This is a genomic window from Bacillus sp. FJAT-27225, assembly GCF_001685025.1.
Lineage (GTDB): Bacteria > Bacillota > Bacilli > Bacillales > Cytobacillaceae > Bacillus_D.
Genome location: NZ_MAYU01000012.1, coordinates 404,264 through 420,684, shown reverse-complemented (window position 1 = coordinate 420,684; position 16,421 = coordinate 404,264). Strand labels below are relative to the sequence as shown.

At 45.1% G+C, this 16,421-nt stretch carries 14 protein-coding genes; all 14 read left to right on the top strand.

Annotated features, from left to right (window positions below; all coding sequences use genetic code 11):
- The first annotated feature begins 3 nt into the window (after window positions 1-3).
- Window positions 4-1,068, top strand: a complete 1,065-nt coding sequence (locus tag A8F94_RS09530; protein WP_066198933.1) for a BtaManbiosPhlase — start codon at window positions 4-6, stop codon at window positions 1,066-1,068.
- Window positions 1,069-1,431: 363 nt separating this feature from the next.
- The gene (locus A8F94_RS09525; RefSeq protein ID WP_066198928.1) at window positions 1,432-3,963 is read left to right on the top strand and encodes a beta-mannosidase; all 2,532 of its coding nucleotides are present in this window, start codon (window positions 1,432-1,434) and stop codon (window positions 3,961-3,963) included.
- Window positions 3,960-4,955 (top strand): zinc-dependent alcohol dehydrogenase family protein, encoded by a 996-nt coding sequence (locus tag A8F94_RS09520; RefSeq protein ID WP_066198925.1) that lies wholly within the window; start codon window positions 3,960-3,962, stop codon window positions 4,953-4,955. Before A8F94_RS09525 ends, A8F94_RS09520 begins: the two co-directional genes overlap by 4 nt.
- 39 nt (window positions 4,956-4,994) lie before the next feature.
- Window positions 4,995-6,212, top strand: coding sequence for an MFS transporter (locus tag A8F94_RS09515; protein WP_066198922.1), 1,218 nt, complete (start codon window positions 4,995-4,997; stop codon window positions 6,210-6,212).
- A 62-nt stretch (window positions 6,213-6,274) separates the two neighbouring features.
- Window positions 6,275-7,144, top strand: coding sequence for an ROK family protein (locus tag A8F94_RS09510; protein WP_066198920.1), 870 nt, complete (start codon window positions 6,275-6,277; stop codon window positions 7,142-7,144).
- Between the two features lie 61 nt (window positions 7,145-7,205).
- Complete coding sequence (manA, locus tag A8F94_RS09505; protein ID WP_066198918.1) at window positions 7,206-8,165, top strand: mannose-6-phosphate isomerase, class I; 960 nt, start codon at window positions 7,206-7,208, stop codon at window positions 8,163-8,165.
- Window positions 8,166-8,268: 103 nt separating this feature from the next.
- On the top strand, window positions 8,269-9,261 hold the full coding sequence (locus A8F94_RS09500; RefSeq protein WP_066198915.1) for an aminoglycoside phosphotransferase family protein: 993 nt from the start codon (window positions 8,269-8,271) through the stop codon (window positions 9,259-9,261).
- A gap of 635 nt (window positions 9,262-9,896) precedes the next feature.
- Window positions 9,897-11,564 carry an AAA family ATPase gene (locus A8F94_RS09490; RefSeq protein ID WP_066198911.1) on the top strand — a complete coding sequence of 556 codons (1,668 nt, stop codon included), beginning with the start codon at window positions 9,897-9,899 and terminating at the stop codon, window positions 11,562-11,564.
- Between the two features lie 17 nt (window positions 11,565-11,581).
- On the top strand, window positions 11,582-11,809 hold the full coding sequence (locus A8F94_RS09485; protein ID WP_066198905.1) for a DUF2997 domain-containing protein: 228 nt from the start codon (window positions 11,582-11,584) through the stop codon (window positions 11,807-11,809).
- Entirely contained in the window at window positions 11,809-12,546 is a 738-nt protein-coding gene (locus tag A8F94_RS09480; RefSeq protein ID WP_066198901.1) for a hypothetical protein, read from the top strand. The genes A8F94_RS09485 and A8F94_RS09480 overlap by 1 nt, the downstream gene beginning before the upstream one ends.
- Window positions 12,547-12,550: 4 nt before the next feature.
- The gene (locus tag A8F94_RS09475) at window positions 12,551-13,981 is read left to right on the top strand and encodes a helix-hairpin-helix domain-containing protein (RefSeq protein WP_066198899.1); all 1,431 of its coding nucleotides are present in this window, start codon (window positions 12,551-12,553) and stop codon (window positions 13,979-13,981) included.
- Between the two features lie 14 nt (window positions 13,982-13,995).
- On the top strand, window positions 13,996-14,844 hold the full coding sequence (locus A8F94_RS09470) for a ComEA family DNA-binding protein (protein WP_066198898.1): 849 nt from the start codon (window positions 13,996-13,998) through the stop codon (window positions 14,842-14,844).
- Window positions 14,844-15,443 carry a 4Fe-4S single cluster domain-containing protein gene (locus tag A8F94_RS09465; RefSeq protein ID WP_066198895.1) on the top strand — a complete coding sequence of 200 codons (600 nt, stop codon included), beginning with the start codon at window positions 14,844-14,846 and terminating at the stop codon, window positions 15,441-15,443. Before A8F94_RS09470 ends, A8F94_RS09465 begins: the two co-directional genes overlap by 1 nt.
- A 524-nt stretch (window positions 15,444-15,967) precedes the next feature.
- Window positions 15,968-16,231, top strand: a complete 264-nt coding sequence (locus tag A8F94_RS09460) for a hypothetical protein (protein ID WP_066198887.1) — start codon at window positions 15,968-15,970, stop codon at window positions 16,229-16,231.
- The last annotated feature ends 190 nt before the right edge of the window (window positions 16,232-16,421 follow it).

The window sequence follows — 16,421 nt, the reverse complement described above, 5'->3', positions numbered from 1 at the left end:
GGCATGAACGTATATCGATATGAAGAAAATCCTCTAATTACCCCGGTGGATGTAAAGCCACATAGGGAAGATTTTGAAGTCATCGGCGCATTTAATGCTGGAGTAGCCGAATACAATGATGAAATCATTATGCTGCTTCGTGTCGCGGAGCGTCCAATCAGCACGGATCCAGCGATCGTGAAATCGCCTGTTTTCAATCCGAAAACAAACGAACTGGACATTCTTGAGTTTGACTTGAACGATCCTGCTTACGACTTTTCTGACCCGCGAACAATCGGGAGAAAGAATGAACCGGGCCGTTTTGTCTATTTGACGTCACTTTCTTATTTACGGATTGCCAGAAGCAAGGACGGCCACCAGTTTACTGTCGATGAAAAGCCGTTTGTTTACCCTTCCACTGAGCTTGAGACATTCGGAATCGAAGACCCGCGGATTACAAAAATTGATGATACGTATTACATCTATTTCAGCGCGGTTTCACCTGTTGGCGTTGGCGAAGTGATGGTTTCGACAAAGGATTTTGTCAAAACCGAGCACCATGGGATGATTTTTGCGCCGGAAAATAAAGATGTGTTGATTTTTCCAGAGAAAATCAACGGTAAATACTATGCCCTTCACAGGCCTGTTCCAAAAAGCACCGGCAACCCGGAAATTTGGATTGCCGAATCTACGAATCTCCTTCATTGGGGAAACCATAAATTTTTGCTAGGCTTGCGCGAAGGAATGTGGGACAGTGGCCGCATGGGCGGTGGAGCAGTTCCGATCAAAACGGAAAAAGGCTGGCTCGAGCTTTACCATGGCGCGACGTCCGACCACCGTTATTGCATGGGAGGCGTTCTGCTTGACCTCAATGATCCAACCAAAGTCATTGCCCGGTCCGATAAGCCGATTCTTGAACCTGAAGCAGATTATGAAGTCGAAGGATTTTTCGGCAATGTGGTCTTCTCCTGCGGTGCTATCGTAGAAGGCGATGTTGTCAAAATGTACTATGGCGTGGCTGATACATCAATGGCCTGCGCTGAGCTAAGCCTCAAGGAAATCCTGGATTCTTTGACATATATAGAGTAATCCATATAGAAAGTGCCAAAATCGCTGTTGATTTTGGCCTTTTTTAAAGGCTTGGCTCTGTTATTATTCATTGTTAGTTGAGAATTCATAGGCGGAGAATTTCCGGCTAATGTATATAGAGGCAGCTTATGAAGCGGCAATAAGCGGAGATATTCCGCTTACCTGCTCTAAATAAGACAAAACCCAATGATTTGAATCCTATAACCGGAAAAATTCCCCTTATTTTTAGGGAAATATGGGTATTCCCCAATTTAGCCGGAATTTCTCCGTTATTTTTTCAAACAAAGAAAATCAACGTTCATTTATAACACACAAAGGGTAACCGCATTGAGTGAAAAATCCCAATTAGGAGGATTTATTCGAATGGAACTAAATGACAACTGGAAAATCCGCCATTTTAATGTTGGTGAAGTCCGCGACCTCGAGGTTGCATCCCCTGACTATATTGATTATTTCTGGATGACGGCTTCCGTTCCCGGGGATGTCCATTCCACGCTAATTGACCGCAAGTTGATCGACGATCCGTTCTTTGGCCATAATGATTTGAAATGCCAGTGGGTGGAGGAGAAAGTATGGTGGTATCGGTCCACTTTTGAATTCGAAGGCACGGGAAACCCCGATGAACGCTTCGAACTTGTCTTCGAAGGCCTTGATACATATGCGACGGTTTACCTGAATGGTGTGGAACTGGGCTCGACTGACAATATGTTTATTGCCCATACGTTTGAGGTCACGAGGGAGCTGAAAAAAGGCAAGAATGTGCTTGCTGTAAAATTCGACCCTGTCAAAGAACATGTCGGGCAGAAAGTTCAGTATTACTGGTCCGGCTACAGCAAGAAACGGATTTGGACAAGGAAAGCCCAGAGCCATTTCGGCTGGGACTGGGGCCCCCGCCTCGTCACTGCAGGAATTTGGAAGGATGTTCATCTTAACAAATATACCTCCGCAAAACTGGACTCTGTTTTTGCAAAAACCGTCTCTATTTCAAAAGAAAAAGCAATTGTCGAAGTAGAGGTGGATGTAAAGGCATTCCGGAAAGAAAAGAACTATGAGGTCCTGGCGAGTCTTTCTTTGGATAGCGAAACATTCTCTGGAAGGGCGTCACTATCGGGCAAAAAGGCGTTCATCACGATTGAAGTCGATCATCCGAATCTATGGTGGACCCATGACCTTGGTACGCCCAACCTGTATACATTCGATGTCTCGCTATATGCCAATGGTGAAAAAGTCGACGCCAAACAAGAGGATTTCGGGATCAGGACCATTGAAGTCCGTCAGAAGGATAAGGACGGCAATCATTCATTTACCTTCGTCTTGAATGGGGAGAAGATTTTTGCAAAAGGGGCCAATTGGATTCCAATCGATAGTTTCATAGGTGCGGTACCCGATTCGAGATATCAGCATCTGATTCGAATGGCAAGAGACGCAAATATGAATATGCTCCGTGTCTGGGGCGGCGGCATTTATGAGCGCGATGTTTTCTATGACGAATGCAACCGGCTCGGGATTCTTGTCTGGCAGGATTTCATGTTTTCCTGTGCCCTTTATCCTGACTACAATAAAAATTTCATGGACAATGTTCGGAATGAAATCATTAACGTTGTCAAACGGCTGCGGAATCACCCTTCCCTGGCCCTGTGGTGCGGGAACAATGAAAATGATTGGCTGTATGAAGCGTTATCCTCCTCAGGAGAAATCACAGATCCCTTTTATGGGGAGAAGATTTATCACGAACTCATGCCTGAACTGCTGGAGGAGCTTGACCCAACAAGACTGTTCTGGCCAAGCTCGCCTTATGGCGGCAACGACCACAACTCAAGGGAGCAGGGCGATACCCATAACTGGCAGGTTTGGCATGGTAATATCGAGCCCCGTGTATTTGGTGAACCGCAAAGGGTCGACTATTCTATAGAAGGCTTAAGCTTTAAAAAGTTTAAACAGGATACGACGAAGTTTGCGAGCGAATTCGGCATGCATGCGTCCTCTAACCGCTATACCCTTAAGCGTAACATTCCGGAGGAGCAATTTTACTGGGGAAGCGAAGAAATGGCTTACCGTAACAAAGATATCCATCATCCTAAGGGAATTTTGCTGATGGAAGGGTATACCGGGGTGCCGGAAAATCTTGATGACTATATTGCTTATTCGATGCTTACCCAGGCAGAAGGGCTGAAGTTTGGTATTGAGCATTACCGGCGGAATAAACACTACACAAGCGGGGCTTTGTTTTGGCAGCTCAATGACTGCTGGCCGGGGACAAGCTGGTCTGTCATTGACTATTATTTGCTGCCGAAAGCATCCTATCATTATGCGAAAAAATTCTTTCATCCGATTTTGCTGACCATCGACCATGAGCCGATGAAGGATCTTAACATTTGGATTGTCAATGACACGCTCGAGGACTATGAGGATAAAGTGGAGCTTGCGGTATTCAGTTTTAATGGAAGTAAAGTGTATGAAAAGCAGTGGGATGTTTCAGTAAGAGCGAATACTTCTTTTCATCTCGATACGATTCTAGAGGAAGTGGCCCTTCAAGGGATTCAGCCGGAAGAAGCTGTCGTCATCCTCAAGTCTTTGAAAAAGAAAACCTATGAAAATACGTATTATTTACGGGACCAGAAAGATTTACTCTTTCCTGAAGTGACACTAAGGGCAAAACTTTGCAGGGAAAAAAGCGAGCTGACTATTGTCTCTAATGGGCTGGCAAGGATGGTCACAATCGAAATGGATATGGAACAGCTTCTCATCGAGGATAATTTCTTTGATTTACAGCCAGGTGTCAAAAAGGTGATCCCGATTAGTCAGGCGGAAGGAAAAAAACTTCCGTGGGAAACGCTTCAGGTGAAAGCCATCAATAGTGTGAAGTCGGAAATGGTTGAGGTGGATGCGGAATGAAAGCAGCGATTTTAACAGGAATCAAACAAATTGAATTCATGGACACCACTATGCCTAAATTGGTGCACGGTGAGGTCGTCATTAACGTAAAAAGCTGCGGCATTTGTGGGACTGACAAGCATATTTACCACGGAGAGCCGGGTTCTGCAGCGGTCATACCGCCCCGTATCCTTGGCCATGAGTTGGCCGGTGAAGTGGTGGAGATTGGCACAGGTGTGACAACGCTGAAGAAAGGTGACCGGGTAACCATCGACCCGAATATTTACTGTGGGACTTGCCATTATTGCCGGAACAACCGCGTGAACCTTTGTGAGAATATGCAGGCAATCGGCGTAACAAGGGATGGCGGAATGGGTGAGTATTGTGTCGCCCCGGCAGCCAATTGCTACGTAATCCCGGATTCAATAACCTTCGAGGAGGCAGCTTTGGTTGAACCGTTAGGCTGTGTTTTGCACGGTTTTAAGAAAGTCGAACTGTCTACATTGAGCAGAGTGCTTATTATTGGCGGCGGCTTTATTGGCCAGCTATTCCTGCAGCTCGTAAAAGGACAGAACGTGGCATCGGTAGTTGTAAGTGAACCGTCCGAATCCAAAAAAGACCTCCTTTATCAGCTTGGCGCAGATGAAGTTATTAACCCGTTGGATAATCACCCAGTCGAGGCGGATGTCGTGATTGAATGTGTCGGCAAAAAGGAGAGTATGGAAGCGGCCTTTCGTTCCGCTGCTAAGGGCGGCCAGGTCCTGCTGTTTGGCGTGGCTTCTCCTGAAACAGCGATTTCAGTGTTTCCTTATGAGATTTTCTCAAAGGAACTGACCATCAAAGGTTCGTTCGTAAACCCGTATACCCATGAGGAAGCAATCGCGCTGATTGCCAATCGGGTTATCGATGTCCAGAGCCTCATTTCCCATCAGATATCGCTAGAAGAACTGCCATCGGTCATGGCCGATTATCCGTCACTTTCTGTTTCGAAGGCGATCGTCGTGAATAAATGATAGGGGATCCCGCCCTTATCTTTCAAGGGAGTTCAACCGATGTATTCTATTTATAAGAGTTTTTCTTCAGAATTAAAATTTTATATGTGGATGAATGCCCTGTTTGGTTTTGGAATGGCCTTATCTGGGATCTTCCAGAGTGTCTTTTTATGGAGGCTTGATGAGACGTATTCCCTGCTCGCTTATTACAGTTTGTATTGGTCCGTCGCGATTATTGTCAGCTTTGGCCTTTGCGCATGGCTAGCCAGAAAGACGAGCCCGATGTCCACGATGCGGATGGGCTTTCTGTTTTACCTGATTACGTATTTGATTATCCTTGTTTTCCATGACACTTTGGATGAGCACATTCTTTTACTCGGCATTTCTAATGGCCTGGCAATGAGCCTTTATTTTGTTGGTATGCATATGGCTGTACTCGATTTGACGACGAACGACAAGCGGGATAGCTTCCTGTATATCGAGGGGATCCTGTCTACTGTTGGCGGAGTGATCGCCCCGCTTGTTGCCGGAATCACCATCTCCCGCTTCGATGGCATGGCTGGCTATTATGTTGTTTTTGCGGCAACCTGCTTGTTTATCCTTGCTGCCCTTGTCCTTTCGCTTAAGGTGAAAGGAATCGGGATCGAAGCGAAAAGTCATTTTTGGGATGTTATTAGGAACCCTTCCCGGGAATGGCGTAAAATGTACTTAGTGATGTTCTCCGATGGGATCGTTTCGGGTGCTTTTGTAACGTTTTTAATTACAATGATGACATTTAAAATTGCTGGCGGGGAAATGAATCTTGGTATCTATAATACCGGTGCCCAAATTGTTTCCATCTTTGCTTTCTATCTGCTGGCGCGTTTTTCATCAGCGCAGAATCGGCTTAAAGTTTTTGCGTTAGGGGCGGTTACGATTTCCCTAAGCTCTGTACTTCTGGCTGCGAAGCCAATCCTGCTGTCACTGATTGTTTTCGGACTGCTATCCCCGATTGCGTTGAACATGATTAACACATCCATGAATGCGATGATTTACGAGTCGATCGAAAAGGATCCGTTTTATCACGAACGAAGGCTCGATTACATTATCATTCGCGAGATTCCGCTCGGGGCAGGCAGGATTGTAGGAGTATTCATGTTTTTGGGGATGAGGAGCTATTTTGACCTCGATGCACTGCTGCCGATTTCTTTCAGTGTTTTTCCGATTGTCTATGTTCTAATGATTCCAGTCCTGTATTTTACCTGGAAAAAACCAAAGGAAGTACAGCGGCAGGCGTAAACAATACGAGCTGTTGGAATGCAGTTGATGTAATATTTAGAATGAATAGGAGGAGAGTACATATGCTGGGTGCAATTGAAGCCGGGGGCACAAAGTTTGTCTGTGCTGTCGGGGATAAAAACGGGACAATTTTTGACAGGAAGGTTATTTCAACCACGATTCCATCAGAAACGATTCCGCAAGTCATTGCTTTTTTTAAACAACATCCTGTTGAAGCAATTGGAATTGGTTCGTTTGGGCCGATTGACGTAAATGCTGAAAGTACTTCTTATGGATATATTACCTCAACGCCAAAACCGGGATGGCGGAACTTTCCGTTTGTCCAAACAATAAAGGAGTCTTTCCCGATTCCAATTGGCTTCCATACGGATGTCAATGCAGCAGCGCTCGGTGAAGCGACATTTGGCGCGGCAAAAGGATTGGATAGCTGCTTATATATAACAGTCGGAACCGGTATCGGCGCCGGCGCGCTTGTCCATGGAAAACTTCTTCAAGGGCTTTCCCACTCTGAAATGGGGCATATTCTTTTAAGACGCCATCCTGAAGACACGTATGAGGGGAAATGCCCTTACCATAAGGATTGCCTCGAGGGCCTTGCAGCCGGGCCTGCAATCGAAGAACGGTGGGGAAACAAAGGCCAGCATCTTACAGGGAATCCAAAGGCCTGGGATTTGGAGGGGTACTATCTTGCCCAGGCACTGATGAGCTATATTTTAATATTGTCTCCAAAGAAAATTATCCTTGGCGGCGGCGTGATGAAACAAAGTGAAGTTTTTGATGCGATATATAACTATTTACCGTCCTTTCTCAATGGGTATATGGAACTTCCGAATCTACCCGATTATATTGTCAGTCCGGGACTTGGCGACAATGCCGGCATAACCGGCGCTTTGCTGCTGGCACAATTTTCCCTGGAAGGAAGAGCGGTATAACGTTTTGTTTTTTCAGCCTTAAGATAAATGCCAAGCTAAACACAATGAGTAGGAGGACCATATGTATAAAAATGAACCGATTTTCCTGGAACCCGTTTTACAAGAACGGATCTGGGGAGGCAATAAACTGAAAACCGAATTTAATTACGAGATTCCGAGTGACCAAACAGGCGAGGCTTGGGTGATTTCAGCTCATTTGAATGGGCCAAGCGTAATTAAGAATGGTCCATTGTCAGGAAGAACGCTGGCGGACGCATGGAAAGAACATGGAGAGCTTTTTAATAAAAGGACAGGGAATGTAGAAGAGTATCCGTTGCTTATAAAAATCCTGGATGCGGCCGATGACCTTTCCGTCCAAGTCCATCCAGATGACACGTTCGCACGCGAGGTCGAAGGGGTGCCTTATGGCAAAACCGAATGCTGGTATGTCATCAGTGCGGAGGAAGGGGCGGAGCTTGTCCTTGGGCATCACGCATCCACACGGGAAGAACTTAGAAAAATGGTTGAGTCCGGTGAATGGGACAAGCTGTTAAGGCGAGTAAAGGTCAAGGCGGGGGATTTCGTGTATGTTCCAAGCGGCACCATTCATGCGATTGGAGCAGGGATTGTCATCCTTGAAACCCAGCAGAGTTCTGACATTACGTATCGCGTTTACGATTATGACCGGACAGATGCAGCAGGCAACAAACGTGAATTGCACCTGGAACGCTCCATTCAAGTGACCACAGTTCCACATGAGGATGCACTCGCGGAGCAAAAGGAAGAGTCCTTTGGCGGTCTCGTCGAGAAACAGCTTGTAAAAGAGCAGTATTTTACGGTCTATCATTGGCAGCTGGACGGACAGTCCTCGAGGGAAATGGATGCTGATTTCTTGCAGGTCAGCGTCCTTGACGGGGAAGCTTTGCTTATTCTTGATGGCCGCGAGTTTACTGTGAAAAAAGGGAGTCACTTTGTCCTGCCATATGGAGTTGGCAGCTGTCAACTCCAAGGTCAAGCCGAATTCATTGTCTCCCACACCTAGAAGGGAGCCGGCAGGCCATTAAATGAACACACAGATAGCAGTCCAATTCACAGCAGAATTGGACCGCTTCTGTTTGTTAAATTTATGAAAGAATGGAGACGTAATGGAGATAAATACACGTATTTCTACTATTTTAAAAGATAACTATGGAATTGACGCAACTTCAATTGAACAGCGTCCAGGCGGGTGGTCGGCTTTAGCTTTTTTAGTGGAAGATAAAAGTAATAAGTATTTTTTAAAGGTGTACAACAAAAATAAGCCCTCCAGCTCTCAGTGGATTGATGCAATCGATAGATATACCCCTTTAGTCAACTGGCTGCATCATCATACTGATTTGCAAAACCATCTCTCCAAACCAATTTTTACGAAGTCACAAAGGAATCAATGTGAAGACGAACAGTATGTGTATTTGCTTTCAGAGTATATAGAAGGAACGACAATTGGTGAAAAGCAGCTAAGCCCAAATCAGGTAAAAGAACTGGCAAAAATTCTGGGCCTGCTTCATAAAAACACTTCAACTATCCCTCATGAACTAAAAAAGCAGCAAGTAAAGGAACGTTTTGACATTGAGTTCTGTGAAGACCTATTTTCTTTTATTCATCATGACTTGGCTAATACGAATGATATCCTTTTAGAGATTGTAGAGCCCTATACTGAAATATTAGTAGAAAAGATTAACAGGCTGGGGTATTTAGCAAATGCATTGAAAAGCAAATCTCACATGTTTGTTTTGTCCCACTCCGATGCTCATAATTGGAATCTTATGCAAGGGCAAAACCTTATGCTTCTTGATTGGGAATGTGTTAAACTTGCTCCGCAAGAACAAGACCTCATCCTCATCATAACTGAGCCATATGCAGAACAATTCTTGACTGAATACAGAAACTATATGAGCTATGAGAATCCTGATATGGATGCCTTTGAGTTTTATTTTTTAAAAAGAAATCTTGAAGATATCTGGGAATGGATTAAGGACTTGCGTTTTGAAGGTTCTCTAAAATCAGAAGAAGTGACACTCGAGCATTTAAAATCGAGCCTGGATACGTGTTCAAGAACTGAGGAGATTCGGAAGAAAATGTTAAAGGTGTTTAATTAGTTTCTACCGCATTGTAGTGCCTGGGAAAAACAAATTTGCGGCTGCTGCCCAGCAATTCACAGTTGGCCCTGTCGCCCGCTTCCAGCCAGCCGATACGAGGAAATTTACTGGAGGCGGCACAATTGTGCAGGGGATTGAGACACCGGAATTATATTACAGAAGCAACAAAAGACTGACCAGTATGGCTTCGCCTTGAACTGGGGTCAATGGGCTGACTGGTGGTTCGGAATGTTGTGGGCGAGCTCGGATGTCGGGAGAATGAGGAGGCGGTCTAAATGGAGGGGAAGTTCTAGGTTTAGAATTGGAAAGACTGGTCGTGTAGGAGCTCCCCGCTGGCATAGGCCAGTTTTTCAAACAGGCAGCCCCAGCCCATCTTCTGTCCAGAAAGCTGAAAACAAAAAAGCGATTTTTAGTCTTTCGATAATGTAAAGCATATCCCCCGCCTTATCTCTTTACCGTAATTCTCCCTGAATTTTAGGAACTCCACCAATCTCAAGCGACAATGATTTAAAAGATTATACTACACATTAATTTTCAAAATAATGAATATTTTGATAGTATAATTGGTAATTATTTGTTGAATTTTAATGCGATTTAAGCAAGTACTATTATGTTTCATTGAAGGAGACTTGTTGATGCAAGAAACAGCTACGGTGTCCAATTTTAAAATATTGATTTCAAATTTGTTAAAGGCGCGTTTTCCCTACCTGTATATTTCTACTTGGGAAGAGGAACGTGCGTTATCGGTGATTAAATCGGTTGTGACCGATGAGAACCTTATTAAGACTACACGGCGGGTATTTACGTGGAGCGTGACAAACGGCTTGTCGGAGGATGGCCACAAAGGCAGAGAAGAAACAAAGAATCCCCTAAAAGCACTTCAATACATAGAGAATTACAGTGATCCCGCTATTTTCATCCTGAAGGATTTCCATGTTTATTTCGGTTCGAATGGACGACAGGCGGATGTGCAGGTTATCCGGAAAATTCGTGACTTGCTGCCATTATTGAAACAGAGTCCGAGCCCGAAGAACGTCATTTTTGTAAGTCCCACCCTTGTCCTCCCGAATGATTTGCAAAAGGACGTTACAATTGTTGATTTTGACCTGCCGTCCTTCAGGGAAATCAACGATGTCCTGGATGAAATGATTTATGCGAACGAGCGGAGCGGAAGGATTCAATTTGATTTGAAACCTGAGGAGAAGGAACGTCTTGCAAAAGCTGCGCTTGGCCTGACGCTGCATGAAGCGGAAAATGCATTTGCAAGGGCGATGGTTCAGGACGGGCGCCTTGATGTAAGCGATGTTGAAATCATATTGGAAGAAAAGCGTCAGAATATTAAGAAATCCGGAATTCTTGAATTTATCAAGAGTGACTTGAAAATCGAGGATGTCGGTGGTCTTGAGAATTTGAAGCGCTGGCTGAAGAAAAGGAATAAATCCTGGCTTGATTCGGCAGAAAAGTACGGCTTGCCTGCACCAAAGGGTGTTTTAATTACCGGAGTACCGGGTTGTGGTAAAAGCTTGATTGCTAAGTCAGTTAGTGCAATGTGGCATCTTCCGCTTCTTCGCCTCGATATCGGGAAGATTTTTAGCGGAATTATCGGAAGCAGTGAGGAAAACATGCGCAAGGCCATTCAGACAGTCGAAGCAATTTCACCGAGCATTTTGTGGATCGACGAAATCGAGAAAGGCTTCAGCGGTCTAGGCCAAAGCGGTGACAGCGGGACATCCAGCCGGATATTCGGGACCTTTCTGACTTGGATGCAGGAAAAAACAAAGCCAGTCTTTGTTGTGGCGACAGCAAATAACATACATTCCCTGCCAGCCGAGCTGTTGCGGAAAGGGCGCTTTGACGAAATCTTTTTTGTCGATCTGCCAACCAAAAAGGAGCGGATGGACATTTTTAAGCTTCATATTGACAAACGGCTTACTGACCCGGACGTGATAGGGCGTTTTGAATGGGATCACTCTGTTCTTGAGCAGCTGGCTTCTCTGACAGAGGGATATGTAGGAGCTGAGATCGAGCAGGTGGTCATCACGGCGCTGTTCGAAGCATTTTCCGAGGACAGGAGCATTGAATACACCGATTTTGAAAAGGCGATTGCCAATACTGTACCGCTTTCAATCACTCAGGCCGAGCAGATCCGTGGTATCCGCGAATGGGCAAATGTACGCGCAGTTGCTGCTACCCCAAAGGAAGACCGAACTGAGTATGACAGTTTAAAGGATAGTGCTGCACCGGTCGCTCCCAAGAGCGATGATGTAAAATCAGCCCGGGGCGGACGTGCATTGGATTTTTAAAAAGGATGGTGTAGCGTGTGAAAAAACAATTTAGGATCCAACTATTTAGCGACGGCCAAATCCAGGCAGAGGTTCTAGGTGTTAAAGGTAAAAAGTGTACCGATTATATTTCCCTGCTCGAAGAGTTGCTCGATGCTGAAACAATTGATTCGGAATACACGGCTGAATACTACGAATCTGAAAAAGTTGAGATTGAAGAAACAGAATGGGACTATGAACGCCGGATAACAAGGGAGGAATTGTAATGTCTGTTTCACTCGCGCTAATACCGCTTGCCCTCACTCTCCGGGTCGTGATGGGCAAGGACAAATTTAATAACTGGGTTGAGTCGGCGCAGTTGAAGGTGCCGACGACGTTTGAAAATGAACTGGATTTGGTCCGGACTGTGCGCATGGCTGGGTATGATGCCGAGAAATGGGGCGGGAGCATTAAAACCCATCTTGACGGGGAGAAACAGTTCTTCTTTTGGGAGCTTGTTGAAGGAAAGTGGCATGCAATTTTCAGCAAACACGACCCGATGCCATTGTTGGAAGGGTTTATGAAGGATCTTGAATTAAAGTCCAACCGAAAGCTGTTTGTCACCGCGATAAAAGACATAGAGGCTCAGGTGACCGAGGATGCCGTAAAGGTCTTTCCAACCAATTTTGTGGACGGCGATTTACTGACAAAGACCTTGAGGGAATTTGGCGTGAATCCATATCGAAAAGACAACGGGGAAATTGTTTGTACCGTTCAGGGCACACCGATGACTTTCAGGCAGACTAGCGCTGATACACCCTTCACGGTGGAATTGAGGAATCCGCCTGACATGCATGAGGTGTTCATGTATATGTCGGATATCGATGAAGAATACAAGCGCTGCCTGCAGTCAGCAGTCTATGAAAAGCTGAAACAGCGCGCGGCGGCAAAGAATCTTTCCGTTGAATCGGAAGAGGTCCTTGATGACAATTCTATTGTGATTACATTGAATATTCAGGGGTGACGATATGGTGGTGGCCAAAGACATTTTAAAAATATGCAGAAGGTACAGTTGCAGCGATTTATACATAGGCACTGGCATTCCCCAAGACAAATTGGCGAACGCGATGAAGGGTCTTCCCATCCCCGCCGCGGAAACAGTTCTAGCATTGATTAATAGCAACCTATTTAAAAGCTGTAAAAATTCTTTTGCAATTGGTATGCATGGGTTTTACTGGCATACGAATACAACACGCCGGGTAACTTGGGAAGAGTTTCTTGAGATGGGCCCAATGAAGCTGAGCTTTGGAGAGATTGTTTTCAAGCCCGGTTTCGCTTGCAGCTTGGCCGGTAGTGGCATGAAACCTAAGGCGCTGATTGCCTTGCTCGAGGATATTCGTTCTTACTTTAGGGCCCGGAGTGATATCGGACCTCCTGTTGTTAATCCTGAACCGGTCAGTTATTTAGAGAGCTCCTATATTAGAACTCCTTCCAGGGGGGAGTTTGCGGGCAGTACGATCGATTTGGAAGGCATTCGAAGGATTTGCGAGAACTATTCTAACGCTTCTTATTATGTGGAGGAATTGATTCCTGCGAAAAAGCTTCAGGCGGCAAGGGAGAATTACTCAATCCCTGCTGATGAAGAAGTTTTTGCGCTGATCGATGCGACCATTTTCGGCAGTGCCAAAAATGGACTCGCTATTTGTAGCGGAGGCCTTTATTGGAATAATGACTGGACAACGGTCAGCCGCAAGACCTCGGTATTATGGGATATCTTCCGTGACGCCACCATTAAGGTAAAAGGCAAATGGGAACTAGAAATTGGTCACGGTAGGTTATTCGGGATGTCGGGGTCCAACATGAAAAACGAGGAACTGTGCCGGCTGCTGACGGAAATCCAATCGTTTCTTACCTCACCACAAACTGAAGCAAATGCGATGCTCCCAGAATGGCATTTAGAGGCCAATGGACAGCGATTTGGCCCTTATGACCGAAGAACAGTGGCATGGCTTGCAGAATCACGGCAGATTGATGTTGGTGGGACACTTATTTGGAAGAAGGGCAGGGATGAGTGGAGCCCTTTGTTGGATGAAGAAATTTTTGCTGGATTGGCTGTACCTACCTCTGCTTCACCTCCGCCACTGTCTGTTAGCGGAAATAGCGATATCAATCCTTTGTTTGAAGAGCTGGAGACTAGCCAAGGAGAGCCGGAAGCCCTTGGAAAAGTCGATATTAATACAGCGCCCTTAATTGAATTGGTTGGCCTGCCGGGGATGACGGCAATCAAAGCGAAGAAAATAATTCAGGAACGGGAACGGCGCGGAAGTATTGGCTCTTTAGAAGAGTTAGGCGTGCTTCTTGCCTTTAAGCCACACGTGGTCGAAACACTGAGGCCACTTGTCTCGTTTTCATCCCTTCCTATTGAAGTAAAAGAAGGAAGAAGAATTGTAGATTTCTAGAGGAGGATGAATGAATGACATCAACGAAGAAAAGCGCATTATGGGGTTTCCTGAACTCTTGGTGGATTCTTTTATCTTTTATTTTTCTATTTAATTGGACTGCCTTTTTCTTTGTTGGCTTTAAAGTAAGGCACAGGAAATGGGCCATTTGGGGGTTTATTTATTCAGTCCCGTTCATTTTATTCTTTATTGGGCTAGAAACATTAAATACAGACAAGTGGCCATTTAATATGATCATGATACTTGCGCTGCTTGGCTGGATTTCCTCCATTATTCATGCATTTCGAATACGGAAGGAATACCTTCTTCGGCTTGAAGCCCTAAAATTAATTAATTCGAATGAGGAGCGAAGAATGCGCGAGGCAATTGAGTCTGAATATGGAGTAAGGCTAGGAAAGCAGGCACCGCGCACCGTGGCTAAACAAGAAACTCGCCAAACACCGCGGTCGACTGAGGAACGAGCGATACGTCAGGTATACCATACAGAGCAGCAACAGACCCCGGCTTATGAAAAAACAACGGAGATGAATGTTTCTCCTAAAGGGAATTTGACAGACGTCCCGGAACAAGAAAGAATTGCACCTAAACCGGCAGAAATCGTTCAAAGCTCACTTGAGGAACCACTTCTTGACTTGAATGAAGCGACCGAAGAGGAACTCGCACAGTTGCCAGGTGTTGGATTGATTTTGGCGAAACGGGCAGTATCGGAACGTACAAAAAAAGGCGGCTTTCGTTCATTAGATGAATTTACCGAATTGCTTAACCTTAAGCCGCATAACATTGAAAAAATCAGGCTGCTTGCCACCGTGAAGGCTTCGGAGTCCGTTGCCCCGCAAAAGGCCGGCCGGATGGTCGATTTCTAATGAAACTTTGCATACATCAATTCATCCCGTTCACAAGGGTGGAGGGTCCCGGCGACCGGGCCTGCATCCAAGTCCAAGGCTGCCCAATTCATTGTCCAGGCTGTGCGGTCCCGTTCACCTGGTCAAAACAGGGCGGCTATGACATCGACGTTGAGGAACTTTATTCCCTTATTATCGAGGGGCCAAAGGTTGAAGGAGTTACTTTTCTTGGTGGAGAGCCATTCGAGCAGGCAGCTGCACTTGCGGAGCTGGGAAGTAAGTTGAAGTCTTCAGGCTATTCCATCATGACTTTCTCTGGTTATTATTATCAAGATATTAAGGCTGCGAACCGGGATGACTGGAATCATCTTCTTTCAGTTACGGACATCCTTTGCGACGGTCCATTCGTCAGGGAACAGCGAGATTTGAGCCGACCCTGGATTGGGTCAGCCAATCAACATATTCGCTTCCTCACTGACAGATACAAGCATTTAGAGGGAGAATTGAAAAACACCCCTAACAGACTTGAAATCTCCATCAAACCAGATGGGCGAGTGCTAGCCAACGGCCTGGCCAGCGTAGAGAGCATGGAAGCATTGTTTAAAAATTTGATAAAGTAACAAGAGGATGGGACTGGCCATCCTCTTTTAGTCTCTAGGTTTGTTGGTTATCTCACTTGGTCGTAGCAGTTTCCGAGAAGTTACTCTAAGCTTAGTAGCTATCGTATGGATGTTTTCCAAGGGGAATCGAACCGTCCCTATTTGCCAAGCAAACGATTCAAGACATTTCCCGGATGATTCAGGACATTTCCCAAAGATTGCGAGACATTTCCCGGAAGATACAGGACAGATTTTCAAACTTACAGGACAAACGTAACTGTAAAAGGATCCACACCTTAATTTATAGGCATGGACCCTTTAAACTGTTCTTATTCTTTATTTCCTGTAAGAAGGTAACACTGTTCCGGCCTTCTTTCTTCAAATTCACATAAGCACAATAAATACCGGACAACGTATTTTCAATGAATTCAAATGTTCATCTTCATCTGTATCAATTTCCAATATATTATTTGTAACCTTAATACCCCAATGCTGGAACGAGCGGATTTTGTTGTATAATAAAGTAATAGGGAGGTGAAGAAGATATGGAAGAAAGGCTTGCGAGAATGGAACAAATGATAAGCCAATTAGTAGGGATGGTCACGAAAACAAACACTTTACAACTAGAGATGCAAAGTGACCTAAAAGCTACGAGGGAGGAATTCGCATCTGAAAAGCAAAAAAATGCTGAGCGCCATGACGAGGTTGTCGGCAGACTTAAAAGTATGGAGTTAGACCAGGATTATATTTGGGAAAAGGCTGCCCGAAATGAAAGAGAAATTGAAGTGCTCAAAAGAAGGATGAGCTAGAATTTTCCTCATATTGCATTCCTCGAAAATTCCTCTTTCGATGCCTTTCAGACATCCCGTCTTTGTGTTCAGATTAAACAGGTGGCCGGGTATTCGTTACCCGGCTATTATTTTTGCTTATTTTGTCTATGCAGACCATTCATTGGTTTCATCGCCTTTTGAGGTTTCAAAAGTGCGTTTTAAAATCTCT